The organism is Actinoallomurus sp. NBC_01490, from assembly GCF_036227085.1.
Taxonomy (GTDB): Bacteria; Actinomycetota; Actinomycetes; order Streptosporangiales; family Streptosporangiaceae; genus Actinoallomurus; species Actinoallomurus oryzae.
In genome coordinates this window covers 222,653-245,878 of sequence record NZ_CP109433.1, presented here as the reverse complement: position 1 = coordinate 245,878, position 23,226 = coordinate 222,653, and the positions used below count along the sequence as shown (strand labels likewise).

Here is a 23,226-nt window from a genome sequence, read left to right as displayed (position 1 = left end):
CACAATGCGCGGATGAACGTCGCGAGCGAAGTGCTGGGCGTCCGAGAGCTCAACCGGGCCCTCCTGGCGCGGCAGTCGCTGCTGGAGCGGTCGGCCGCGTCCGCGCTGGAGATGATCGAGCGGCTGGTGGGCCTGCAGGCGCAGGCCCCATGGCCGCCGTACTACGGGCTCTGGTCGCGGCTGGCAGGTTTTCACCAGGACGAACTGGTCCACCTGCTCACCGATCGCCGGGTGGTACGGATCGGCCTCATGCGCGGCACCGTGCACCTGGTGAGCGCCGCGGACTGCCTGACGCTCCGTCCTCTCACCCAGCCGATCCTCGACCGGGCGTTGCGGTCCAACTTCCGCGGGTCCCTGGACGGGCTCGAACTGCCGGCGCTCTTCACGGCGGGGCGAGCCCTGGTGGAGGCCCGGCCGCACACGATGAGCGAACTGGGCGCTCGCCTCGCCGAGGACCCGCGCTGGACCGAGTGGGCCCCCGCCGCCCTGGCCCAGGCGGTCCGGGCGGGAGTACCCCTGGTGCAGGTGCCGCCACGGGGCATCTGGGGCGTGGGCGGGCAGACGCGGGTCACCTCGGCCGAGGCGTGGCTGGGGCGGCCGCTGCACTCCGAGCCGTCGATCGAGGACGTCGTGCTGCGCTACCTGGCGGCGTTCGGCCCGGCCACGGTGAAGGACGTGCAGACCTGGATGGGCGTCACGCGGCTGAAACCCGTCCTGGACCGGCTGCGGTCCCGGTTGGCGGTGTTCCGCGACGACCAGGGCAAGGAGCTGTTCGACCTGCCCGACGCGCCGAGACCCGGGCCGGAAACCGAGGCTCCGGTGCGGTTCGTCGCCGAGTTCGACAACATCCTGCTGTCCCACGCCGACCGCCGTCGGATCATGTCGGAGGAGGCGCGGAAGCGTACGCTCGGCGTGCCCAACGGGGTCTTCCCCGGCACGTTCCTGGTCGACGGATTCGTCGCCGGCACCTGGCGGATCGAGCGCACCTCGAAGGCCGCCGCCCTGCACCTCACGCCGTACGAGCCGCTGGACGCCACGACCCGCGACGCGTTGGCCGCCGAGGGTTCCCGCCTTCTCACCTTCGCCGCGGGCGAGACCGCCGACCACGACATCCGATTCGTCCTCGCCGAGCAATGATCCCGGCCGGTTCGCCGGAGCCCGCTGAGTCAGTGGTGCTGGCACCACTGTTGGGCGGTGCCTGCCCCCGAAGTGATCCGGGGGCCGCCGGGATGGGATCGCGAGGCCGCGATTCCTAGCGTCATCAGCGTGTTCACCAAGCGAGGAGACGCTGATGAAATCGAATGTGGCCGCCCGGCTCGGCGGCTGGAGCGCCCGCCATCGTAAGACCGCGATCTGCGGGTGGCTGCTGTTCGTGGTGGCCGCGGTTCTCATCGGCGGGATGGTGGGGCAGCAGTCGCTGACCGACGGTGAGGACGGCGTCGGCGATTCGGGTCGCGCCGAGAGGATCATCGACGACGCGGGCATCACCAAGCCGGCGTCGGAGATGGTGCTGGTGCACAGCGCGACCGCCGACGGGTTCCGTGCCGCGCTGCCGGACGTGATGCGGGCCGTACGGTCCAGCGGGCGGACGACGGCGCCGCGCGAGCCGCTGGTCTCACGGGACCGTCATGACGCCCTGGTGCAGTTCGACATGACCGGCGATCCGAAGACCGCCGGCGACCGGGTCGTCCCGGTGCAGAAGGCCGTGGCCGCGGTGCGGGCACGGCACCCGGAGGTGCGGATCGAGCAGTTCGGCGACGCCAGCGGCGACCACTGGTTCGACCAGACGCTCGGCAAGGACTTCTCCCGCGCGGAGCTGACCGCCGTGCCGCTGGCGCTGGGCATCCTGCTCGTCGCCTTCGCGGCCCTGCTCGCCGCGGTGGTCCCCGTCGTCATCGCGGTCACGGCGTTCCTGGCCGCCAACGGCCTGCTCGCGGTGGTCAGCCACGGCCTGCACATGGACGGTTCGGCCAGCTCGGTCATGCTGCTGATGGGTCTGGCGGTCGGCGTCGACTACTGCCTGTTCTACCTGCGCCGCGAGCGTGAGGAGCGCGCGGCGGGCCGCGACCCGGAGACCGCGCTGCGGATCGCGGCGGCGACCTCCGGCCGTTCCGTGCTGGTGTCCGGGCTGACCGTGATGGTGGCCATGGCCGGCATGTTCTTCTCCGGGATGCTGCTGTTCGACGGCTTCGCGGTGGCGACGATCCTGGTCGTGCTCATCGCCGTCCTCGGGTCGGTCACGGTGCTGCCCGCTCTCCTGTCGCTGCTGGGGGACAAGGTGGAGTTCGGGCGGATTCCGTTCCTGCGGCGCCGGCGTTCGACCGGGCGGTTCTGGGACGCCGTGCTCCGTCCGGTGCTGCGCCGTCCGGGCATCTCCGCGACGCTGGCCGCCGGCGTGCTGCTGGTCCTGGCGGCGCCCGCGCTCGGCATGCACACCGAGAAGCTCGGCATCGACCAGCAGGTGCCGCGCGACACGCCGCTGATCCAGACCTACGACCACATCACGGCCGCGTTCCCGGGCGGTCCGGACCCGGCGACCGTGGTGCTCAAGGCCAAGGACATCGAGGCGCCCGCGGTGAAGTCGGCGATCGCGTCCTTCGAGTCGGCCGTGCGCGGCGATCCCGAGTTCGGGCAGTCGGTGCGCACCCGGGTGTACGCCGGGCCGGACGTGGCGATCGTCGACGTGCCGCTGGCCGGGAGCGGGTCGGACGCCACCTCCCAGCACGCGCTGAAGACCCTGCGCGCCATGGTTCCCGGGGCGTTCGGCCGGGTCGCCGAGGCGCACGTGGCCGGCTCGCTCGCCTTCTCCGACGACTGGAACGACCAGTTGCGCGGCAGCATCGTCCCGGTCTTCGTGTTCGTGCTCGGCGTGACGTTCCTGCTGATGCTGGTCTCGTTCCGCTCTCTGCCGATCGCCGCGACGGCGATCGTGCTCAACCTGTTGTCGGTCGGCGCGGCGTACGGCGTGATGGTGGCGGTCTTCCAGCACGGCTGGGGTGCGAGCCTGGTCGGCACCCAGGGCGTCGGCGCGATCGAGGCCTGGCTGCCGCTGTTCGTCTTCGTGGTGCTGTTCGGGCTGTCGATGGACTACCACGTGTTCGTGGTGTCGCGGGTCCGTGAGGCGTACGACCGCGGCGTGCCGACCTCGCGGGCGGTCGCGGAGGGCATCCGGTCGACGGCCGGTGCCGTGACGAGCGCGGCGACCATCATGGTCGCGGTCTTCGCGGTGTTCGGGACGCTGTCGATGCAGGACTTCAAGCAGATGGGCGTGGGCCTGGCGGTCGCGGTCCTGCTGGACGCGACCGTGGTGCGCGCGGTGCTGCTGCCCTCGGCGATGAGGCTGCTGGGCGAGCGGAACTGGTACCTGCCGCGCTGGCTCGGCTGGCTGCCGAACCTGTCGCACGGCGAGGAGCCGGCCCCGTCCCTGCCGCCCGAGCCGGTATCGGTGTGACGCGAATTCTCGGCAACAGGCCCGTCCCCCGGTGGGCGGGCCTTCGCCGTGCGGTCAGTACGGCGGCCGGATGTACAGGTCGGCCGTGCGACGCGGTGTTTCGTGGCCGTAGGCGGCGGAGGGCCGTCGGTGCGGGTCGGCGTGCTGGCCGCGGAGGCGTTCGATGGCCCGCAGGACGTCGTCCCGGTTGCCCGCGGCCTTGATCCAGGCCGGCAGGCAGGCGACCATGCTCATCGCCGGGCCGCTCCCGCGTTCGCGGAGCGTCGCCGTCACGTAGGCCTCGACGGCGTCGAGGTGGCGTTCGTTGTAGGCCCACAGCACCTTGCCGCGGCAGGGGGTCTGGAGCCAGAGCGGCAGGCCGAAGAACGGATCGTCCGGCCCGCCGAGCCGAATGCCGATGAGGGCGTTGCCCCGGCGCTCGGCCGCCCATTCGTGGGTCAGGGCGCAGTCGCCGCAGGTCAACCGGCGTGGGCGGAAGCGAAGCTCGGCGTAGTAGCGCAGCTCGGGCAGGCCCGGACGGGGCACGACCGCCGCCCGGGAGCCACACCGTGGGCACACGACGAGAACGAGGTCCGCATAGGCGGCCAGCGGGCGTCCCTGGTCGAGATGCCGGCCGCGCGCCTGCTCCGTGCCGCTCATACGACGATGGTGGGCCATCGCGCCACGCGAGGGAAACCGGTCAGCTCCCGCCATAGGCGGCGGCCAGGTCGGGCAGCCGCCCCAGCACGGCGGCGATGGCCAGGGTGTTCTGGTACTCACGCCAGTGCACGACCTTCCCCTCTCGGACGCGCAGGACGCCGATGAACGACTCGGAGCCCCGGTAGCCGGTGGCGGGGATCACCCCGGCCAGCTCGTACTCCACGACGATCACCTCCGGGTCGGCCGTCTCGTGGACGACGACGTTCCGTACCTCCTCGAACCGCACCGGGAAGTTCGCCCGCTCGGGTTCGGTGCGGCGGAGCCACTCCTCGCGTCCCTCGACGCGTGTGGGGCTGCCGGGCGGTGCGAACGGCGTTTCGACGATCGCGTCGTCGGCGAGCAGGTCGCCGAACCGGCCGGCCGGTTCGAGCCAGTGCCGTTGCATCTGCTCGAAGATCTCGCGCGGGCCTGCGTTCTCGGACATGGCTGTCCCTCCGATTAAGATGAGTTGCGACTCATGTTTTTTACTATCATGAGTCAGGACTCATGTTGTCAACCCTCCGGAGGTACGCGCGTGCCTGACGACTCCCGGCCGCTGCGCGCCGACGCGCGGCGCAACCGGGCGCGGATCCTTGCCGTGGCCGAGGCCGTCTTCGCCGAGAAGGGGCCCTCCGCCTCGACCGAGGAGGTGGCCGAACGCGCGGGCGTGGCGATCGGCACCGTCTTCCGGCACTTCCCGACCAAGCGCGAACTGCTTGAGGCGATCATGAAGGACGTGCTGGCGCGGCTCACCGAGCAGGCGACCGCGCTCGCCGCCGACGGCGATCCCGCCACCGCGCTGTTCGCGTTCTTCACCGACCTGGTCGCGCAGGCCGCCGAGAAGAAGACCGTGGTCGAGCTGCTGTCCGCGACCGGCGTCGGCCTGAGCATGGCCGATGCCGTACGACCGCTGCGGCAGCAGGTCGCCGCGCTGCTGGCCCGCGCGCAGCAGGCGGGCGCCGTCCGCGCGAACGTGCGGATCGATGAGGTGATGGCCCTCCTGGCGGCCACCTGCCAGGGCGCGCTTCAGGGCGGCTGGGACTCCGACCTGCGCGAACGCACCCTCACCATCGTCTTCACCGGCCTGCGCGCGTGAGCTTGTCGGGGTTGAGGACGCCGTATACGGCGTGGATGCGTCCGTCCCGGACGTCGAAGGTGACCAGTTGCCGCTGCCCGCCGATCACGGTCCAGATCGCCGGTTCGCCGTTGGCCTGGGTCAGGCGGGCCTCCTGTAGCGGATAACGGGACATCAGCCCGGCCACGAACGCCACGACGTTGTCCCGCCCGGCGATCGGGCGCAGGGCGGCGCGGACCTTGCCGCCGCCGTCGTTGTAGGCGACCGCGTCCTCGGCGAGCAGGTCGGTCAGGGCGGCCATGTCGCCGTTCCGCGCGGCGGTCAGGAACCGGGTGAGCAGTTCGGCGTGGTCCTCCGGCGCGGGGGTGAAGCGCCCGGAACCCCTGGTCAGGTGCTGGTCCGCTCGGTGGTGCCACTGTCGGCAGGTCGCGACGGGACTGTCGAGGATCTCGGCGATCTGCTCGTAGGGCAGCTCGAACGCCTCACGGAGCACGAACACCGCCCGCTCGGGCGGCGACAGCCGCTCCATCATGTGCAGCGTCGCGTACGAGAGCGTGTCGCGCAGCTCGGCGGTCTCCAGCGGCCCGAACGCCTGCCCGTCGACCGGTTCGGGCAGCCACGGCCCGGTGTAGGCCTGCCGTGTCGCACGCGCCGACCGCAGCTGGTCGAGCGCGAGGCGGGTGACGATCGTCACCAGGAACGCACGCGGTTCGCGGATCCGCGACCGGTCGGCGTTCGTCCAGCGCAGGAACGCCTCCTGCACCACGTCTTCGGCGTCCCACATGCTGCCCAGCAGCCGGTAGCCAAGGCCCAGCAACAGCCGCCGATGCTCCTCGAAGATCTCGACGGCGTCAGTGTCCATCTCGGCTCCCATCCGCCCCTGCGGGATCGGTGGTCGGATCGCGGTAACGCTCATGCGCCCGGGGCCATTCCGTCCGCCAGCTCGGCGGGGAACCCTTCGCTCACCGACGTGTAGCGGGGACGCCAGTCCAGGTGGAGCCGGGCGCGGGTGTTCGCGGCGCCGCGCAGGCGGTTCATGAACGCCACGCCCCAGCTCCCGACCGCCAGGCGGGCCAGAGCGGCAGGTGCCTTCTTGGGCGCCGGCGCGCCGAGTACGGCGGCCAGCTCCGGCAGCCACTCGCGCAGCGGTGCGGGCCGGTCGTCGACGATGTTCAGCACACCGGTGACGTCGGGCTTGTCCAGCGCGGCGGCCACGGCGGTCGCCACGTCGTCGGCGTGGGTGAAGGAGAACACCGCGTTCCCTCCGCCGACCAGCGGGACCTTCCCGGCCCGTACCTGCCGGACGAACGATCCGTCGGCGGCGTAGATCGAGCCGGGTCCGTACAGGTGGCCCAGCCTCAGCACCAGCCCACCCGCCTGCGTGGTCAGGCGTTCCAGCTCGGCCAGCGCGGCCAGCACCGGCACGAACTGCTTGGGCGTGCCGGTCCGCCACAGCGGGGCGTCCTCATCGGCCAGGTCCTCGCCGGGCTGGTAGCCGTAGGCCAGGCCCTGGCTGATGATCCGTGCTCCGGGTGCCGCCTCGATCAGGTTCCGGGTGCCCTCGGTCCGCAGCCGGCCGGTCAGCGCGAAGTCGTGCGCCAGGTGCCGAGGATCGATTTCGGCCGGGATCGCGGTGAGCATGTTCACCACCGCGTCCGGCGCCGCCTGCCGGACCGCCCGGCACAGTCCGTCCCGGTCCAGCGCGTCCGCCACGACCGGCGTCGCGCCCGCCGCCTCGAGCGCGGCCGTGTCGCCTCCCGGCCGGGCGAGGCCCAGCACCTCGTGGCCCACCGCGCCCAGCAGCGGAACCATCCGCGCGCCGATCACTCCGGTGGCTCCCGCGACGAGAACTCGCATGGTCACTCCTCTGTCCGTCCCGGCGTCCACGCCGGGGTGCGTCGACTACGGCAACAGGACGGGGGAGCATCCTCCGGCGTGACAGGGCGGGCAGTGATCCACGCCACATTCGGTCACCGGCGCGGATCCACACCGGCCGCGACGACGAACGCGACCGCGGCGGCCAGCGGCGCCGCGGCGGTACGCCCGCCGACCGCCGCGACCAGGCCGACGACGCCGGGCACGGCCGGCTGGGCCACACCCCACGACAGCCCGAGGAAGGCGAACCACCGCGGCCGGTCGGCGGCGGGCGCCGCGTCGGCCGCCAGCGCCGGCCAGTGACCCAGCAGCGCACTGCCCGCCATCACCCACGCCAGGTAGGCCGTCACGGTCAGCGGGACGTCCCGTACGAGGGCCATCGTCACGGCGAGGGCGCAGGAGAGCAGGAGCGCCGTGCGCGGTCGGCCCGACAGCGGACGCCGGGACAGCGGCGCGAGCAGGGCGGCGGCCGCCAGCATGAGGCCCGGCAGCCAGGCCGGGGCGCCGCGCTGGAGCAGCACGAACGGCGCGAACATCAGGACGGCCAGGTATCCGAAGGCGTACGCGGTGGCGGAGACCGTCAACCGGACCAGGCGGACCGGCGGACGCCAGCGCTCCCTCCGGCGTGCGGGCGCCTCGACCGGCGGCCGGGGCAGGAACGCCTGCGCGACCGCCGCCGCGGCCAGGCAGGTGGCGGCGTCGGCGAGCAGCAGCCGGTGGACCCCGAACGGCAGCAGCACCGCGGCCAGCAGCCCGGACACCGCGCCCGCCGCGGCGAGAGCGGTGCCGAGCAGGGCGTACGCGTCGCGCCGCCGATCGCCCTCGGCGAGCCGGGCGAGGAACTCGCTCGTGGCGGGCTCGTACAGCTCGAAGGCGAGGCCCGTCGCCGCCGTCGCGGCCAGGATCTGCCACGGCGTGCGCGCGGCGGCGAGCGCGAGCAGCGCCACGCCGGTCGCGGCCAGGCCGGCGACCACGAGGGTGCGCGGCCGTACCCGGTCGAGCAGCACGCCGCCGGCCCAGCGCGAGGCCAGCGCCGCGACGCCGAAGACCGTGAGCACCGGCGTGACCAGGCGCGGACCGGCCACCACCGCGAGGAACGCGAGCGCGAACGCGCCGACCTGGTTGAGCACGCGCACCCAGAGCAGGGCCCTCATCGGCCGCCCGTCGCGCGGCCGGGCGTCGAAAGGACAGCGGGCGGAGAGGACGACGAAGAGCCGGCCATCTCGCGATTACGCTGAGTCCTCATCAGGTAACGCTCGATAATGCCGTCCATGAACAAGCCCATCAGTCCCTCCCTCCGGACCCTCGGTGCGGCGATCCGGCGGCACCGCGAGGCGGCCGGCATGACACAGGACTATCTCGCCGGTCTCGTCAACTACAGCAACGGGTGGCTCAGCAACCTGGAGACCGGCCAGCTGTGCCCGCAGAAGCAGGCGGTCATCGAGCTCGAAAAGGTACTCGGACTGCCGGAGAAAGTCCTCCTCGACATCTTCGACCTGATCAGGTACGAGGAGCCGCACCCGGTCATCTCCTTCGACCGGTACATCGACGCCGAGAGCCGCGCCGCCGTGATCCGCCAGTATCACGCGCTGGTCGTGCCCGGCCTGCTCCAGACGCCCGACTACGCGCGTGCGCTGATCGCGGCGGGTCGTCCGAGCGCCCGGCCGGAGACGGTCGAGAGCCTTCTCGCCGCCCGGCTGGAGCGTCAGGAGATCCTCGCCCGCGACGATCCTCCCACGCTGTGGCTGGTCATCGACGAGACCGCGCTCCTGCGCCCGATCGGCGGGCCGGAGATCCACCGCGCGCAGCTCGACGTCCTGGTGGAGGCCGCGCAGCGCCCGGGCATCACCGTTCAGGTCATCCCGTTGGCGACCGGCGCGCACGCCGGGCTGACGTCCGCGTTCACGATCCTGAGCTTCGCCGACGAACCGGACATCGCCTATACCGAAGACCATCAGCGCGGGCACTTCCAGGAACGGCCCGAGCAGGTCCACGGCTGGTTCGCCGTCTACCAGGCCCTGCACCTGGTGACGGAGACGGCCGCGGCATCCCTCGAACTCATCAAGCGGACACGGGAGCGGCTGTGACCCCGGCCTACGACGAGTGGCGCAAGAGCAGCCGCTCCGGCAGCAACGGCGGCGAGTGCGTCGAGGTGGCCACCGTCGCCAACAGGTAATTTCAAGGTCATGTCGCTGCACGACCTTCTGGGGCCGCTGCTCCATCCGGCGTTCACTCTCGGGAGCACGCCGACGTCCTGGGGAGAGGTGCTCGGCTTCGTCACCGGCGCGGTCAACGTCTGGCTCGTCGTCCGCCAGCACATCGCGAACTGGCCGGTGGGCATCGCCAACGTCCTCCTGCTCGGCCTGATCTTCGTGGACGGCGGGCTGTACGCCGACGCGGGCCTGCAGGGCGTCTACGTCCTGCTCCAGGTGTGGGGTTGGTGGCAGTGGCTGTACGGCGGCCGGGGCCGTACCGAACTCGTCACACAGCGCACCTCGGGAGCCGAGTGGCTCGGGCTGGCCGTGGCCGGTGTCGCCGCGACCGCCCTGCTGACCTGGATGCTCAGCGCCTGGACCGACTCCACCGTGCCGTTCTGGGACGCGCTGACGACCACGATCTCACTCGCCGCGACGTACGGGCAGAGCCGCAAGCTGCTGGAGTCGTGGTGGCTGTGGATCGCCGCCGACCTGATCTACATCCCGCTGTACGCCTACAAGCACCTGTACCTGACGAGCGTGCTGTACGTGCTGTTCCTGGCGCTGTGCGTGGCCGGGCTGGTCGCGTGGCGGCGCGAGTGGGCGGCGCGGCAGGCCGTACCGGCGGCGACGTGAGCCACGGCCTGGTGATCGGCAAGTTCTACCCGCCGCACGCCGGTCACCACCACCTCATCGACACCGCCGCCGCGCGGTGCGCCCGGCTGACCGTCGTGGTCGCCGCCTCCCCGGCGGAGACCATCCCGATCGCCCTGCGCGCCGCCTGGCTGCGCGAACGCCATCCGCAGCCGCACGTCGAGATCGTCGCGGCGGTCGACGACCACGAGGTCGACTACGGCTCGGACGCGGTCTGGGCGGCGCACGTCGAGGTCTTCCGCGCCGCCGCGGCGGACCCGGTCGACGTGGTGTTCAGCTCCGAGGACTACGGCCCCGAGCTGGCCCGGCGCCTCGACGCCGAGCACGTGCCGGTCGACCCGGCGCGCACGCGTCACCCGGTCAGCGGCACGGCCGTCCGCGCCGACCCGGTGGCCTGCTGGGAGTGGCTGTCCCCGCCCGTCCGCGCCTACCTGGCCCGCCGAGTCGTGGTCCTCGGCGCGGAGTCAACGGGCACCACGACACTTGCCCGGGCCCTGGCCGCCCACTACGCGCGGCGCGGCGGGGTGTGGGCGGCGACGCGGTGGGTGCCGGAGTACGGGCGGCTGTACTGCGAGGAGAAGCTCGCCCTGGCCCGCCGCCGCGACCCGCGCCGGTGGCTCGGCGACCTCGACTGGACGTCGGAGGAGTTCACCCTGATCGCCGAACGCCAGCTCGCCGGGGAGGAGGCCGCCGCGAGGGCGGGCTCACCGCTGCTGATCTGCGACACCGACACCTTCGCCACCGAGCTGTGGCACGAGCGCTACGTCGGCACTCCGGCGCCGCCGCTGGCGCGTACCCATCATGACCTGTGGATCCTCACCGGCACGACCGGCGTGCCGTTCGAGCAGGACGGCTGGCGCGACGGCGAGACGATCCGCGAGGCGATGTCGGCGCGGTTCGCCGAAGAACTGCGGCGACGCCGCCTCCCGCACATTGCCGTGACCGGCCCGCACGAGCGCCGCCTGAGCGAGGCCGTCGACGCGATCGACGCCCTCCTCGGCAAGGGCTGGACCTTCACGCCTCCGCGCTGATCCGGCAGGCGGCGAGCCGCTGTGCCGGTGTGGGATGGACGAACAGCGACCGTACCGAACGGCGGTACGCCCGCTGGACCACCGAGAACGCCCGCTCGGCCGCGGCGAGGCCGACCCAGCGTACGGCCAGCCGGTCGCAGTCGCGCTCACCGGCCCGGTTGACGACGGCGACGACGGCGACGACCGCGACCACGCCCGGGATCAGCGCGGGCGGCCACACCGCGCCCAGGTCGAAGAGGCACACGAGCGCGGTCATGAAGGCGGCCGGCCGCCGGAAGACGTCGTAACGGGCCAGGTGAGCGGCCTCGTGCGCGAGGAAGAACCGCGCGGCCTCCGGCACCACCGGCAGGCGTTCGTGCACCAGCACGACGGTCCGCCGGCCGGCGCGGAAGCAGCGCGCGAACCCACCGACCTGGCCGACGCGCACCGTGACCTCGCGCACGCCGCTCGGCCCGGCGACGGCCAGCATCGCGGCGCTCAGCGCGGGCGCCGGAACGGTGCGGTACCGGCCGTCGCCCCGCAGGCCGGCCAGCCGCAGGTGGCGGATGACGGGAAGTGTCGCGAAGACGATGAGCTGGGCCAGCGGTTCGACGAACAGCGACGCCGCGGAGTACCCGGCCGCCACGACGACCGCCGTCACCGCGACCGACACGGCGAACGAGCCCCAGCACCAGGCCAGCCAGCGTCCGCGCCCGGGCATCGGCCGTGACGCCGCCGGGAGCCCGATCGTGTCCAGTCCAGCGGGGAGCATGCCCGGCAGCGTAAACCCGGGCGGCGCGTCGGCTGCGGGCCTCGGCACCGAGGCGGGGCCTCCGACCCGGAGACGGCGCGTCGCGCCGCGGCTCCTACGCTCATCTTGCGGGGCGCAGGCCCCCGGTCGCTTGTCGAAGGAGTAGGCGTGGGTGAGGTTCGGGTCGCCGTTCTGGATGACTATCAGCGGGTGGCCGCCTCCATGGCGGACTGGGAGGGGCTGCCCGGCGTCTCGACGCGCTTCTTCGCCGAGCACATCGCCGACCCCGACGCCCTGGTGGCCGCGCTGGAGCCGTTCGAGGTGGTCGTGGCGATGCGGGAGCGCACGCCCTTTCCCCGCGACGTGCTCGCGCGCCTGCCGCGGCTGCGGCTGCTGGTCACGACGGGTATGCGCAACGCATCGATCGACCTGGACGCGGCGCGGGAACTCGGCGTCGTCGTCTCCGGCACCCGCGGCAGCGCCGGGGGTACGGCCGAGCTCACCTGGGCCCTGATCCTCGGACTCGTACGGACCGTCGCGGCCGACGACGCCCGGATCCGGGCGGGCCGCTGGCAGGAGGCCGTCGGCCTCGACCTGGAGGGCCGTACGCTCGGCGTCGTGGGGCTCGGCCGGCTGGGCGCGCGGGTGGCCCGGGTCGGCCTGGCGTTCGGCATGAACGTCATCGCGTGGAGCCCGAACCTGACGGCGGAGCGGGCCGCCGAGCACGAGGTGACGCTCGCTGACAGGCGCGAGCTGTTCGGCTCGGCGGACATCGTGTCGCTGCACATGGCGCTGAGCGACCGTACCCGAGGCCTGATCGGCGAGCCCGACCTGCGGGTCATGAAGCCCAGCGCGTTCTTCGTCAACACCTCACGCGCCGGGCTGGTGGACCAGGACGCCCTCCGGAGAGCGCTCGAAGAGGGATGGATCGCCGGGGCGGGGCTCGACGTGTTCGACGTCGAGCCGCTGCCGCAGGACCACTGGCTGCGCTCCTCGCCGCGTACGCTCCTCTCGCCGCACATGGGGTACGTCACCGAGGAGAGCTACCGGATCTTCTACTCGCACGCGGTGGAGGACATCGCCGCTTTCCTGAACGGCGCGCCGATCCGCACGCTGTAGCCGAGCCCGTCTGATCCACCGGCGCGCCCGCCCGGGAACAGGACGGGCACGCCGGCGGCCCCCGGGTCAGGGACGGGACTCTTGGGTGGGGCGTGCGGGCACGCGTACGGCCGAGGTGCCCAGGCCGGCGTGGGGTGGGTGCGGGAGTGGTGGGGTCATCGCCTCGCTGCGCAGGCGCAGGAGCTCGGGCTCGGTGTAGCGGACGCATCGGCGGTGCCACTCCAGGATGCCGGACATCCAGTCCTTCAGGTCCTGGACGTCGCGGGCGATGACGGCACGGGCCTCCTCGTCCAGGTCGTGCTCCTCGAACATCACCGTCAGGTCGGCGGTCGCGATGTGCTCGAACTGGTGCATCCGGGCGGTCATGAGCTCGGCCGTGATGTCGCGGGCGGTGAGACGGTCGACGCCGAGGAAGTTCTGGATGACCAGGACGATGTTGTGCAGCTCGCCCTCGAACTCGATCTCCTTCTGGTAGGAGAACAGGTCGTTGGTGAAGCACGCGTAGTCCTGGGCCGCGGTCTCCAGCTCGTGCATGACGCGGGTCCGGTAGATCTCGTCCGGGACGGTCTCGGCGTGGGCGAGGCGGGCCAGGCTCCTCGTCATGTCCGAGCCGAACGTCTTGCGCCGCATCTCGACGTAGTCGATCGGGTCCGGCACGCGGCCCAGCGCCTGGTTCGCCAGCTCCCACAGCCAGCTCGCCGTCATGTCCTCCACCGCCGTACGGAACCGGCGCCGCGCGCGGTCCGTCATCGGTCCGGCCGTACGGCGCCACAGGTCGGCCAGGCCGCACTCGAGCGGGTTCGCCGGCTCGGGGACCGGCAGGCCCTCCTCCAGCGGCATGAACAGGGACAGCCGGTCGTTGCAGGCCTTGGCCGCCGGCAGGTTGCGGCTCGATCCGAAGACCGCGGGGAAGTAGTCGTCGCCGTAGGTGCCCCAGGACAGCCAGTCGGTGGACAGGTGCAGCTGCTCGGGCTCGGCGTCGGCGTGGATCATCGAGGCGCAGTGGGCCAGGTCGAGGCCGATGAAGCGCTTTTCGTCCCAGACGCCGGCCCGCGCTCCCGGCACCGGGTCGAAGAAGCCCATGGCCCGCGCCCACCCCACGGAGTAGCGCCGCGCGTCGTCGAGGTGCGGGCTCGTGCGGTGCGTGAAGGGCATGTACGGCTCCGGCAGCGGCAGGGGGCCGACCGGCTCGTACGCGCGGAAGGAGTGCTGCCGGATGCGGTGCCGCAGACCCATCGCGACGGTGGCGGCCGAGGTGCCCAGGCCGGTCGGCCCGGACGGCAGCGATGATGCGTCGTTCATGTACCGGCTGGACCGGGCGTGCCACTCCTGCCCGCCGGACTGCCAGTCCTGCAGGCCCTTGACGTACGCGGCGACCGCGATCTGCTCGGCGGGGGACGCGCCGCCCTCGGCGAGCAGGCTCGGCACCTCGGTCAGCGCGGTGGTCTCGAACTGCTGGAGCCGCGAGGTCAGCAGGTCGTTGACCAGTTCGGCGGCCTCCTGCGTCGGGCAGCCGAAGAAGCGCTCGAAGACCAGGACGGCGTTGGAGTTCTCTCCTTCCTGCCGGACCTCGCGCTCGTAGGAGTAGAGGTCGTTGCGCAGGTGGACGGCGTCGGAGAAGGTGTCCGACAGCACCTGCATCGGCCGCGTCCGGGCGAACCGCTCGGGCAGTTCGGCGCCCGCGGCGTACTCCACCAGATTGGCCGACCAGGGGGCGCCGCCGACGCGTCGCCGCATCTGGACGTACTCGATCGGGTTGGCGATCCGGCCCTGGTCGATGTTGTCCAGCTCCCACATCGACTCGACCATCAGGTTGTGGGTGCTGAGCGTGAACCGGCGCCGCCAGTCGTCCGACATCGCCGGGACGGTGCGCTCCCACAGGTCCTTGAGCCCCGCCTCGGCGGCGTTCTCCGGCTCCGGCGAGGTTTCGTCGCCGGCGGTCATGAACAGCTCGAGCCGGTCGACGTACGCCTTGGCGGCCGGGAGGTCGCGGGAGTACTTGAACTTTTCGAGGAACTGATCGTCGAAGAAGAACACCCAGACGTACCAGTCAGTGATCAGATCCAGGGCCGGGCCGTCGCAGTCCGGGTGGGTATAGGCGCACATCAGGCCGTAATCCATCCGCGCCAAGTCCGTTTCATCCCAGATGAGACCGCCTCCGGGTTTGGGGGAGTCGAGCATTCCCATCTTTCGGGCCCAGGCGGTGCTGTGTTCTCGTGAACGCTCCAGATTTGGGTTGATTCGGGCGGGATACGGCATGTAGAAGTCAGGCATGACGAAAGGCTGCATGGAAAAAGGCTTACCCCATGGCGACGTCGGCAATACTCGGATCAAGAAATGACAATGTGATCCTTTTGCGTCGTAGGGAATTGCGGCTAATGTCGAAATTGCCCGTTATACGGCGAACCCGGTGATGCCGGCTTCCGGTCCCAGGGCCGGCCCGTGCGGCCCGCGGCTCCTCGGCGCGCTACGTTCATCGGACAACCTTTAAGGAGGGATCGCGTGTCCGGAAAGCGTGCGCTCGTCACTGGTGGTTCGCGAGGCATCGGGGCGGCGGTGGCCGCGCGGCTGGCGGCGGACGGCTTCACCGTCGCCGTCCACTGCGGATCCGACGTCGCCGCCGCGCGGGCCGTCGCCGCCGGCCTTCCGGGAGAGGGCCACGTCGTCGTCTCCGGCGACCTCGCCGACCCGGCGCGGGTCGAGCGGTTCGTCGCCGAGGCGATCGCCGGTCTCGGCGGCGTCGACGTGCTGGTCAACAACGCGGCGGCCCACGGCGGCCGGCCGATCGACGCGACCTCCTACGAGGAGTGGCACGAGGGCTGGCGGCGTGTCATCGACGTCAACGTGCACGGCACGGCCAACGTGACCTGGTGCGTCGTCGACCACCTGCGCACGCGCCCCGAGGGCGCCGAAGGCGCGCGGATCATCAACATCGGCTCGCGCGGCGCCTACCGCGGCGAGCCGGTCGCCGTCGCGTACGGGGCGAGCAAGGCGGCGGTCCACGCGATGACCCAGTCGCTGGCGGTCGCCCTCGCGCCGCACGGCATCGGCGTCGCGGCCGTCGCCCCGGGGTTCGTACGGACGGACATGGCCGAGGCGCTGCTGTCCGGCCCGGCGGGCGACGGCGTCCGGGCGCAGAGCCCGTTCGGACGCGTCGCCGAGCCGGAGGAGGTCGCCGCGGCGGTGGCCTGGCTCGCCTCGCCGGACGCGCTGTGGGCCAGCGGCGCGGTGATCGACCTCAACGGCGCCTCCTACCTGCGTTAGTACTTCAGCAGCGAGACCTTGGCCAGGCAGCTCTGCACGGTGACGGCCTGGTCGGAGGTGTTGTAGACGCACATCCGCAGCCGGTTCGTGGCGTCGACGCCGAACTGGCCGCCGATCTGGTCGCGGATCGTGCCGTTCTCGTCGGCGGTGTAGGTGAGCCGCCACGGGTCGTCGATGAAGCTCCCGTCGTCCTTGACCCGGGTCCACGCCACGTCGATCTTCGTGCCGGGGGCGAGGCCGCGCAGTTCGAACAGCGCGTCCGCGTTGACCCAGTACGCCGCGGTCGCGATCGCCACCGACACGCCGTTCTCGCCGTGGAGACCGTGCTTGTCGCTGTACTCCTTGGTGAACTTGATGTCGGCGTTCGTGCCGGCGTCGATGACCTGCGTGCCGTCGACGCCGAGGCTGCACACCAGGGCCATGTCGTCGTCTCCTCCCGGCGTGACGCCGACGCGCCACTGTCCGTAGTCGCTCTTCTCGGCCCGGTCGTAGTCGCAGCCGACGCCGCCGATGGTGTGGCCGTTGCTGTACTGCTGCAGGTGGGCTCGCTTGTCCCACTTTCCGCCGGACCAGGCGTAGGTCTGCCACGCCCAGGTGGCGTGGCCGCCGTCCAGGGCGCGCTTCACCGGGCCGTACCCGCCGTAGATGCCGACCTGGTCCCGGCCGAGGACCGAGGCGGCGCCGTCGAGGTAGGCGTTGATGGCGCTCTGCTGGCCCGACGAGGCGTCCCAGTCGACGGCGAAGTAGACCGGGCGGCCGTCGGGCATCCCGCAGTCCCGCGCCTGAGTGCGAGCGTCTCTGGCGTCCGCGGCGCCGGCCGCCCGGCCGGCGAGCGCGCGCTTGGCGGTGGTCTCCCAGACGACGACGATCCAGATGCCGGCGTCGGTCAGCCTGCGGGCCTCGGACGCGGTGAGGTTCTTCGATGGACTGTGCGACAGGTACCGGCAGACGAATTCGATACCGGCGGACGTGAGCGCGGACATGGAGGGACGCCCGAAGGCGTAGTCGATCCCCTCAGGCACGGCGTCTCGTCGGACGTTTCATCCTGACCTCCCGGCCGTTGGTTCGGCGATGCGGCCAGGATCCAGTGTTGTACGGAATTGCGAAATTTGTGGGGGCTTGACGCTAAAGAGCCACTGAGCGCGCGCCCGCCACAGGGACGGGAACGCCACTCGTCGCTTTCGCGACCGGCAGCGGCCCCCGCCGTCGCTGTGCCAGGCTTTTCGCATGTCATCGTCTCGCTCCGGGAGCGTCGCGTCCGACGTCGCCGCGTTCCACGCCGCCTTCGGCCTGCCGCGCAACGACGCACCCACGGCCGACGTGCCCGCCGACCTCGCGGCGCTCCGCGTGCGCCTGCTCGTCGAGGAGGTCGAGGAGTTCGCCGCCGCCACCGAAGACCGCGACATCGTGGGCATCGCCGATGCGCTGGCCGACATCGTCTACGTCGCCTACGGCGCGGCCGTGACCTACGGGATCGACCTCGACGCGGTGCTGGCCGAGGTCCACCGCTCGAACATGACCAAGTTCGAGGCCGACGGCCGGGCGGTGCTGCGCGAGGACGGCAAGGTCATGAAGTCCTCCCGCTACACGCCGCCGGACGTGGCGGGCGTCCTCCGCGAGCAGTCCCGCGTCCCTTGAAGGTCCGCACCGATCAGTCGAAGGTGATGATCGACCGCTTGCCGGACCGGCCCTTCGCCATGGCGTCGAGCACCGTGTTGGCGTCGCGCAGGCCGATCGGGGTGAACTCGGGCAGGATGCCGTGCGCCGCCGAGAACGCGAGGGTGTCGCGCGCGTCGTGCGGGGAGCCGGAGGGGTTGAGCATGGCGTGCAGCCGGTTGAGGACCATCGGCTGGGTGGGCAGGGTCAGCGGCTCGGAGTCGTACCCGCACAGCACGAGCGTGCCGTCGGGTGCCAGCCCGGTGAGCGTCGCCGACGCGGCCGCGGTGGACGGGGTGGCGTTGAGGATCACGTTCGCGCCGCCGTCCCAGGCACGGAGAGCTTCGGCCGGGTCGGAGTCCTGGGTGGCGATGAACCGCTCGGCGCCCAGCTCCCTCGCCGCCGCCTCGCCCCGGTTCGACCGGCCGATGACGGCCACGCGGGCTCCCATGGCGACGGCGTAGCGGACCGCCAGCGCGCCGACACCACCGGCGCCGATGACCGCGACGCGCGAGGCGGCGGTGGTCCCGGCCTGCCGCAGGCTGTTGAAGGCGGTCAGGCCCGCGCACATCAGCGGGGCCGCGGCGACCGGGTCGAGCCCCTCCGGCAGCGGCGTCACGAAGTCGGCCTTGAGGACGGCGTATTCGGCGTAACCGCCGTCCATGACGATGCCCGTGATGCGCTTCTGAGGACAGAGGATCTGCTCGCCGCGCACGCAGTAGTCGCAGTGGCGGCAGGAGTCGCCGAGGAACTGCGCGCCCACGGAGACGCCGACCTCCGGCCATGACACGCCCGGACCGGTCGCGGCCACCACGCCCGTGATCTCGTGGCCGGGGACGACCGGGAAGCGGGCGATGGGCCACTGGCCCTGGAGCAGGTCCAGGTCCGTGTAGCAGATCCCGCACGCGGTGATCTTGACGAGGACCTCGCCCTGTCCGGGTTCGGGCACCTCGCGTTCGGTGAGTGTGAGCGGCTCATCGACCGCGGTGGCAATGGCCGTAAGCATGAGTGGACCCCGATTCTGTCGCCGTTGTGACGAGCGTAAACGGGCCGCCCGGACAGGCATGGCGCGAGGTCGGCGACGGCCGGGCCCGGCACGCTCCGGGCCGGGAGCCTCAGGAGGCGCCGAGGCTCCACAGGGTGATCGCGAGGTTCTCCCCGCAGGTGATGGCGATCGGGTGACCGGCGAGTTCGCCGAAGGCGACCGGTACGGTCGGCTCGGCCGGCGAGGGGCCGGCGGGGAGGGGGTCGCCGAGCTGCTCGCGGGTGGTCAGGTCCCACACGCGGACGGCGCGGTCGGCGCCGCTGGTCAGCACGGTCGGCCGCCCGCCGCGTACGCCGAACGCCACGGACATGACCGCGCAGGTGTGCACCAGCGGCTCGCCCGTCTCATGCCGGGTGGCCAGGTCCCACACGCGTACGGTCTGGTCGTATCCGCCCGTGATCGCGACCGGCCGGCCCGCCAGCCGTCCGCACGTCACCGACATGACCGAGTTCGTGTGCCCGGTCAGCGGCAGTCCGGTCGGACGCCGGTCGCCGAGGTCGAGGACGCGCACCGACTGGTCCCACGCGCCGCCGACGACCGCGACGGTGCGCCCGTCGACCTGGCCGCACGCCACCGACATGACGCTGTTGTTGTGGACCAGCGGAGGGCCGGCCTCGCGGCGCTCGGTGAGGTCCCACAGGCGTACCGACCGGTCGTCGCTCACGCTCACCGCCACCGGGCGGCCGTCGAGCACGCCGAGCGCGATCGAGACGACCGCGCCGGTGTGGCCGCGCAGCGGCTCGCCGGCCGGCTTCCCGGTCTCCAGGTCCCACAGGTACAACGCGTGGTCCTGGCAGCCGGTGATCGCGATCGAGCGGTCGCCCAGCCGTCCGCAGGCCACCGCCAGGACGGCGGTGTCGTGCCGCAGCGGCGGGCCGTACTGCTGGTGCGCGGCCAGGTCCCACACCCGCGCGGTGCGGTCGTGCCCGCCGGTCACCGCGATCGGGCGGTCGCCGAGCCGTCCGTACGTCGCGCAGGCGATGGTGCGGGTGTGCCCGGTCAGCGGGTCGCCGATCGGCGTGCCGGCCGGCAGCGAACCCGACGTGGTCCGGTGGTTCAGCATGGACACCACGTCGGTGGCGCTGGGCCGCTTGGCCGGGTTCTTCAGCAGGCAGACCGAGACGACGTCGAGCAGCGGCTCGGGCACCCCGCCGACCTCGGGCTCGTCGTGCGTGATGCGGTACATCACGCCGTGGCCGTAGTCGTCGTCGCTGAACCCGAACGGCGGCTTGCCCGTCGCGGCGAAGACCATCGTCGACGCCCACGCGAACACGTCGGTGTGCGGCCCCAGCGGCCCGCCGGTGACCTGCTCCGGCGCCATGTACGGGGGCGTCCCCCGCCGGTCGCGGTCCGGTTGGGCGATCGTGGCGAGCGCGCGGGCGATCCCGAAGTCGACGACGCGCGCGCCGTCGGGGCCGGTCAGGATGTTGCCCGGCTTGAAGTCGCAGTGCACCAGGCCCGCCGCGTGGATCGCGGCGAGCGCGGAGGCGGTGCCGGTGGCGAGCGTCAGCAGCTCACCGGAGCCGTACGGCCCGTCCCGGTGCACCCGCTCCAGGACGGACTCTCCGGCGATGTACTCGCTGACGATGTACGGCCGGCCCAGGAGCTCGCCGGAGTCGAGGACCCGTGCCGCGTAGTTCTTCACCCGCCCGGCGGCCTCGATCTCCCGGGCGAACAGCCGCCGCCCGCGCACGGTGCCGCTGAACCACGGATGCAGCAGTTTGATCGCGACCTTGCGGCCGTCCTTGGTCGTCGCCAGGTAGACGACGCCCTGGCCGCCCTCGCCCAGCCGGGCGATCAGCTGGTACTCCTCGATCCGGTCCGGGTCGCCGGGGAGCCGGGGATAGGGGCCCGGCACTCTACGCTTGCCCCAGCTCGTCGATCGACTTTCTGAGGTCGTCCACCTCGACCGAGTCGCCCGCGAACTGCCGGACGACGCGGAGCAGGTCGCTCAGCCCGTTCGGATGCTCCTCACAGGAACAGATGATCGCGGTCAGGTCCGTACGGTCGTCGCCGGACCGCCGGGGTTTGATCAGCGTCGCCAGGGCCAGCGGGAGCTCGGCGACGATCTGGTCGCGCAGGTGGCGGCTGCGGAGCTGCCGGACGCCCAGCGCGCGGTCGACGACGTCGCCGAGGACGGGCGACCCGTCGGCGATCGTGATCGCCGCAGGAGGCGGAGGCAGCTGCGGCGGGTCCGGCGTCGTGGGCACGGCGGACACGACGACGCCCGCGTCGGTGATCGTGGGCGGTGCCGCCGGCACCGGGCGGACGGGCGCCGCCAGCCCCGGCACCGTGATCCACGCGCTGGTGACGGTCTCCTTCACCCGCAGCTCGATCCGGTGGTACTCGGCCGGGTTCACCAGCCCCAGGCCATGCCGGATGACGTCGTCGTGGACGCGTTCGGAGGTGATCAGCGCGAGCTCGGCGCCGGTCAGTCGCAGGATCTCCTTGAGGTGGGGCGCCTCCAGGATCCGGAACGCGTGGTTGACGGCGGTGCCGACCAGGCCTTCGGCGTCGGTGCGCGCGATGCCGGTGTGCACGGCCAGCCGGAGCCGCATCCGGGCGGGCTCGATGGAGACGTCGTTGTGCCGGCGCACCTCGGCGCGCAGCCGCGCGGTCACCGAGGTCAGCAGCAGCGCCGTGTCGACGGACGGCGGGACCACGACGAGCGCGCCGTCGCCGCGGTCCTCCCGGTAACACCCGTCGTACGGCACGTCGGAGTCGTCGAAGCTCCTGCGCAGGCCCTCGTAGAGCGCCGTACGGATCTTGTGGCGGTCGAGGTCGGTGCGCGAACGGTGGCCGAAGGAGGCGACGTCGCACACGAACAGCGAGCACAGGCCATTGGGTGTCCACCCACCGTAACGTCTGGGCATGCGCCGTCGCCTCGGTCCCCTGTTAGATCACGATCCCCCGAGACCATGTAGCACGAACCGCCGCGAGCCCGTCAAGGTCAGATGACGCAGAAACGTCATGGAACCGCGACGGGTTCGCGGACCTCTTCCAGGGCCAGGCGCTTCTTGATCCGTGCCACCGTCCGGGCGGGCAGCCAGCGTCCCGGCCGGATCAGCAACGGCACCGCGAGCGCCGTCAGCACGATCGCGCCGAAGACGAACCACGCGGCCGCCCGGGGCTGGAGCTCGGCCACGATGTAGCCGGCGCTGAGCGCGCCCAGGGGGACCGCGCCGCTGGTGAGGAACCGGTTGATGCCGATCACCCGTCCGAGCAGATGCTCCGGCACCTGCCCGGTCTGGTGGTTGACGATGGCGACGTTGAGGAAGCCGCCCGTGACGCTCAGGCCGCCCCAGGCGATCAGCCCGACGACCGGCTGGGCGGACACGGCGACGATGAAGGTCAGCGCGGCCCACGCCACGACGCACACCTTGATGATGTTCCGCTCGTCGCGTACGTGTTTGCCCGCGCTGGGCGCGACGACCGATCCGATCAGCCCGCCGACGCCGGAGGTGGCGAGCAGCACTCCGATCCGCGCGCTGGACAGGTGTTGCTGTTCGGCCAGGACGACGAGGAGCAGCAGGACGGTCTGGAACAGGAAGTTGCCCACCGAGCACACGACGACGACCGTGCGCAGGAACGAGTTGAGGATCACCATTCTCAGGCCGTCGACCAGCGAGATCCGGGAGCGGGCGTGCGCGGGACGGGCGGTCCCCTGCGGCTGGTAGTCCGTCTTGTCCATCATGAGAAGGGCGACGAGCGACCACAGGGAGGCCAGCAGGTTCACGTAATAGGGATAGGACTCGCGCTGGCCGAAGAGGAAGCCGCCGAGAGGTTTGCCCGCCATGAAGGCCAGGTGGCCGCGCGCCTCGTTCATCGCGAGGGCCGACGGCAGCTCGGCGGGGTTCACGACGCGCTGCACCGCGGTGACCTCGGCGGCGCTGTAGAGCACGAGGAAGGATCCCTCGCAGAGCGCGGCCACGACGAGCACCGGTTTGGGATGGGCGTCGAAGCCGAGCGCGTAGACGACCATGGCACAGGCCGCGAGCCGTCCGAGCTGGCCGATGAACATCAGCAGCCGCCGGTTGAAACGGTCGACGAACCAGCCCGCGGGCAGGTGCATCAACAGGGCGGGAATGGTGCTCGCCGCACCGACGTACCCGGCGAACACCGGAGAGTGGGTCAGGACGAGCGCCAGCAGAGGGTTGGCGGTCGCGGCGCACATCCCCCCGAACTGGGAGGCCGCTGATGCACTCCACAGCAGTGTGAAGTCACGCCATCTCATCGGCGCTGAGTTCCTCCGGAGCGACCGCTCTCATCGGCCGTTCTTTCCGCTGACGAGAGCACCGTCGAACGACGGCAACCGCTTATTCCGGCGCATTGCCGGACAAAACGGGCATCTGCCGATATCACATTTTTGATGCACGCAAGAAATGGCGCTCCAGGGTAGGCGCCACGCTCGTCATCTAGATACCCGGCTACGCACCGTACCAGTGCCGGAAGC

Annotated in this window: 22 protein-coding genes; 10 read left to right on the top strand and 12 right to left on the bottom strand. The window is 71.9% G+C overall.

Features of this window, described 5'->3' with window-relative positions:
* Window positions 1-12: 12 nt before the first annotated feature.
* The gene (locus OG417_RS01155) at window positions 13-1,137 is read left to right on the top strand and encodes a winged helix DNA-binding domain-containing protein (RefSeq protein ID WP_329248389.1); all 1,125 of its coding nucleotides are present in this window, start codon (window positions 13-15) and stop codon (window positions 1,135-1,137) included.
* A 154-nt stretch (window positions 1,138-1,291) separates the two neighbouring features.
* On the top strand, window positions 1,292-3,451 hold the full coding sequence (locus OG417_RS01150) for an MMPL family transporter (RefSeq protein ID WP_329248385.1): 2,160 nt from the start codon (window positions 1,292-1,294) through the stop codon (window positions 3,449-3,451).
* Window positions 3,452-3,505: 54 nt separating this feature from the next.
* On the opposite strand, the gene OG417_RS01145 is transcribed toward OG417_RS01150, so the two are convergent.
* Together OG417_RS01145 and OG417_RS01140 are read right to left on the bottom strand one after the other, a co-directional pair.
* Window positions 3,506-4,090 carry a hypothetical protein gene (locus tag OG417_RS01145; RefSeq protein WP_329248382.1) on the bottom strand — a complete coding sequence of 195 codons (585 nt, stop codon included), beginning with the start codon at window positions 4,088-4,090 and terminating at the stop codon, window positions 3,506-3,508.
* Between the two features lie 40 nt (window positions 4,091-4,130).
* Window positions 4,131-4,574 (bottom strand): nuclear transport factor 2 family protein, encoded by a 444-nt coding sequence (locus OG417_RS01140; protein ID WP_329248380.1) that lies wholly within the window; start codon window positions 4,572-4,574, stop codon window positions 4,131-4,133.
* A gap of 90 nt (window positions 4,575-4,664) precedes the next feature.
* Between OG417_RS01140 and OG417_RS01135 the strand changes: the two genes are divergently transcribed.
* A complete protein-coding gene (locus OG417_RS01135; protein ID WP_329248377.1) occupies window positions 4,665-5,225 on the top strand; it encodes a TetR/AcrR family transcriptional regulator in 561 nt (186 codons plus the stop codon).
* On the opposite strand, the gene OG417_RS01130 is transcribed toward OG417_RS01135, so the two are convergent.
* From OG417_RS01130 to OG417_RS01120, 3 genes are all read right to left on the bottom strand, one after another.
* Window positions 5,206-6,066 carry an RNA polymerase sigma-70 factor gene (locus OG417_RS01130; RefSeq protein WP_329248374.1) on the bottom strand — a complete coding sequence of 287 codons (861 nt, stop codon included), beginning with the start codon at window positions 6,064-6,066 and terminating at the stop codon, window positions 5,206-5,208. The two genes, OG417_RS01135 and OG417_RS01130, sit on opposite strands and share 20 nt — an antisense overlap.
* Window positions 6,067-6,116: 50 nt before the next feature.
* The gene (locus OG417_RS01125) at window positions 6,117-7,061 is read right to left on the bottom strand and encodes an NAD-dependent epimerase/dehydratase family protein (protein ID WP_329248371.1); all 945 of its coding nucleotides are present in this window, start codon (window positions 7,059-7,061) and stop codon (window positions 6,117-6,119) included.
* A gap of 113 nt (window positions 7,062-7,174) precedes the next feature.
* The gene (locus OG417_RS01120) at window positions 7,175-8,233 is read right to left on the bottom strand and encodes an MFS transporter (RefSeq protein ID WP_329248368.1); all 1,059 of its coding nucleotides are present in this window, start codon (window positions 8,231-8,233) and stop codon (window positions 7,175-7,177) included.
* A 117-nt stretch (window positions 8,234-8,350) separates the two neighbouring features.
* On the opposite strand from OG417_RS01120, the gene OG417_RS01115 reads away from it, so the two are divergent.
* The 4 genes from OG417_RS01115 to OG417_RS01100 are packed head-to-tail and all read left to right on the top strand — an operon-like array spanning window position 8,351 to window position 10,959.
* The gene (locus tag OG417_RS01115; RefSeq protein ID WP_329248365.1) at window positions 8,351-9,166 is read left to right on the top strand and encodes a helix-turn-helix domain-containing protein; all 816 of its coding nucleotides are present in this window, start codon (window positions 8,351-8,353) and stop codon (window positions 9,164-9,166) included.
* Complete coding sequence (locus OG417_RS01110; protein ID WP_329248361.1) at window positions 9,163-9,255, top strand: DUF397 domain-containing protein; 93 nt, start codon at window positions 9,163-9,165, stop codon at window positions 9,253-9,255. Before OG417_RS01115 ends, OG417_RS01110 begins: the two co-directional genes overlap by 4 nt.
* A gap of 10 nt (window positions 9,256-9,265) precedes the next feature.
* Window positions 9,266-9,910: a nicotinamide riboside transporter PnuC gene (pnuC, locus tag OG417_RS01105; RefSeq protein ID WP_329248358.1), complete on the top strand. Its 645-nt coding sequence runs from the start codon at window positions 9,266-9,268 to the stop codon at window positions 9,908-9,910.
* Window positions 9,862-10,959, top strand: coding sequence for an AAA family ATPase (locus OG417_RS01100; protein WP_329248354.1), 1,098 nt, complete (start codon window positions 9,862-9,864; stop codon window positions 10,957-10,959). Before pnuC ends, OG417_RS01100 begins: the two co-directional genes overlap by 49 nt.
* Here the strand turns inward: OG417_RS01100 and OG417_RS01095 are convergent.
* The gene (locus tag OG417_RS01095; protein WP_329248351.1) at window positions 10,943-11,710 is read right to left on the bottom strand and encodes a M48 family metalloprotease; all 768 of its coding nucleotides are present in this window, start codon (window positions 11,708-11,710) and stop codon (window positions 10,943-10,945) included. The two genes, OG417_RS01100 and OG417_RS01095, sit on opposite strands and share 17 nt — an antisense overlap.
* A gap of 147 nt (window positions 11,711-11,857) precedes the next feature.
* Here OG417_RS01095 and OG417_RS01090 point away from each other — a divergent pair, with 147 nt between their 5' ends.
* Window positions 11,858-12,808, top strand: a complete 951-nt coding sequence (locus tag OG417_RS01090) for a D-2-hydroxyacid dehydrogenase family protein (protein WP_329248347.1) — start codon at window positions 11,858-11,860, stop codon at window positions 12,806-12,808.
* 66 nt (window positions 12,809-12,874) lie between these two features.
* On the opposite strand, the gene OG417_RS01085 is transcribed toward OG417_RS01090, so the two are convergent.
* The gene (locus tag OG417_RS01085; RefSeq protein ID WP_329248344.1) at window positions 12,875-15,097 is read right to left on the bottom strand and encodes a terpene synthase family protein; all 2,223 of its coding nucleotides are present in this window, start codon (window positions 15,095-15,097) and stop codon (window positions 12,875-12,877) included.
* Between the two features lie 213 nt (window positions 15,098-15,310).
* On the opposite strand from OG417_RS01085, the gene OG417_RS01080 reads away from it, so the two are divergent.
* On the top strand, window positions 15,311-16,072 hold the full coding sequence (locus OG417_RS01080; protein ID WP_329248341.1) for an SDR family NAD(P)-dependent oxidoreductase: 762 nt from the start codon (window positions 15,311-15,313) through the stop codon (window positions 16,070-16,072).
* Here OG417_RS01080 and OG417_RS01075 read toward each other — a convergent pair.
* Complete coding sequence (locus tag OG417_RS01075; protein WP_329248338.1) at window positions 16,069-17,094, bottom strand: glycoside hydrolase domain-containing protein; 1,026 nt, start codon at window positions 17,092-17,094, stop codon at window positions 16,069-16,071. The genes OG417_RS01080 and OG417_RS01075 overlap by 4 nt on opposite strands.
* Before the next feature lie 205 nt (window positions 17,095-17,299).
* Here OG417_RS01075 and OG417_RS01070 point away from each other — a divergent pair, with 205 nt between their 5' ends.
* Window positions 17,300-17,710 carry a nucleoside triphosphate pyrophosphohydrolase family protein gene (locus OG417_RS01070; RefSeq protein ID WP_329248336.1) on the top strand — a complete coding sequence of 137 codons (411 nt, stop codon included), beginning with the start codon at window positions 17,300-17,302 and terminating at the stop codon, window positions 17,708-17,710.
* A 13-nt stretch (window positions 17,711-17,723) separates the two neighbouring features.
* Here the strand turns inward: OG417_RS01070 and OG417_RS01065 are convergent, their stop codons facing one another.
* From OG417_RS01065 to OG417_RS01050, 4 genes are all read right to left on the bottom strand, one after another.
* Complete coding sequence (locus OG417_RS01065) at window positions 17,724-18,734, bottom strand: alcohol dehydrogenase catalytic domain-containing protein (RefSeq protein ID WP_329248333.1); 1,011 nt, start codon at window positions 18,732-18,734, stop codon at window positions 17,724-17,726.
* 109 nt (window positions 18,735-18,843) lie between these two features.
* Window positions 18,844-20,631: a serine/threonine-protein kinase gene (locus tag OG417_RS01060; RefSeq protein WP_329248329.1), complete on the bottom strand. Its 1,788-nt coding sequence runs from the start codon at window positions 20,629-20,631 to the stop codon at window positions 18,844-18,846.
* Between the two features lies 1 nt (window position 20,632).
* Window positions 20,633-21,646 carry an effector-associated domain 2-containing protein gene (locus OG417_RS01055; RefSeq protein ID WP_329248326.1) on the bottom strand — a complete coding sequence of 338 codons (1,014 nt, stop codon included), beginning with the start codon at window positions 21,644-21,646 and terminating at the stop codon, window positions 20,633-20,635.
* Between the two features lie 95 nt (window positions 21,647-21,741).
* On the bottom strand, window positions 21,742-23,007 hold the full coding sequence (locus OG417_RS01050) for an MFS transporter (RefSeq protein WP_329248323.1): 1,266 nt from the start codon (window positions 23,005-23,007) through the stop codon (window positions 21,742-21,744).
* Between the last annotated feature and the right edge of the window lie 219 nt (window positions 23,008-23,226).

Bases quoted from the DNA above. Each gene is read 5' to 3' on its own strand.
- OG417_RS01130 (WP_329248374.1), bottom strand. From the start codon at position 6,066: ATGGACACTGACGCCGTCGAGATCTTCGAGGAGCATCGGCGGCTGTTG.
- pnuC (WP_329248358.1), top strand. From the start codon at position 9,266: ATGTCGCTGCACGACCTTCTGGGGCCGCTGCTCCATCCGGCGTTCACT.
- OG417_RS01070 (WP_329248336.1), top strand. From the start codon at position 17,300: ATGTCATCGTCTCGCTCCGGGAGCGTCGCGTCCGACGTCGCCGCGTTC.
- OG417_RS01120 (WP_329248368.1), bottom strand. From the start codon at position 8,233: ATGAGGGCCCTGCTCTGGGTGCGCGTGCTCAACCAGGTCGGCGCGTTC.
- OG417_RS01145 (WP_329248382.1), bottom strand. From the start codon at position 4,090: ATGAGCGGCACGGAGCAGGCGCGCGGCCGGCATCTCGACCAGGGACGC.
- OG417_RS01125 (WP_329248371.1), bottom strand. From the start codon at position 7,061: ATGCGAGTTCTCGTCGCGGGAGCCACCGGAGTGATCGGCGCGCGGATG.
- OG417_RS01150 (WP_329248385.1), top strand. From the start codon at position 1,292: ATGAAATCGAATGTGGCCGCCCGGCTCGGCGGCTGGAGCGCCCGCCAT.
- OG417_RS01140 (WP_329248380.1), bottom strand. From the start codon at position 4,574: ATGTCCGAGAACGCAGGCCCGCGCGAGATCTTCGAGCAGATGCAACGG.
- OG417_RS01055 (WP_329248326.1), bottom strand. From the start codon at position 21,646: ATGCCCAGACGTTACGGTGGGTGGACACCCAATGGCCTGTGCTCGCTG.
- OG417_RS01085 (WP_329248344.1), bottom strand. From the start codon at position 15,097: ATGCAGCCTTTCGTCATGCCTGACTTCTACATGCCGTATCCCGCCCGA.
- OG417_RS01115 (WP_329248365.1), top strand. From the start codon at position 8,351: ATGAACAAGCCCATCAGTCCCTCCCTCCGGACCCTCGGTGCGGCGATC.
- OG417_RS01095 (WP_329248351.1), bottom strand. From the start codon at position 11,710: ATGCTCCCCGCTGGACTGGACACGATCGGGCTCCCGGCGGCGTCACGG.
- OG417_RS01050 (WP_329248323.1), bottom strand. From the start codon at position 23,007: ATGAGATGGCGTGACTTCACACTGCTGTGGAGTGCATCAGCGGCCTCC.
- OG417_RS01065 (WP_329248333.1), bottom strand. From the start codon at position 18,734: ATGCTTACGGCCATTGCCACCGCGGTCGATGAGCCGCTCACACTCACC.
- OG417_RS01155 (WP_329248389.1), top strand. From the start codon at position 13: ATGAACGTCGCGAGCGAAGTGCTGGGCGTCCGAGAGCTCAACCGGGCC.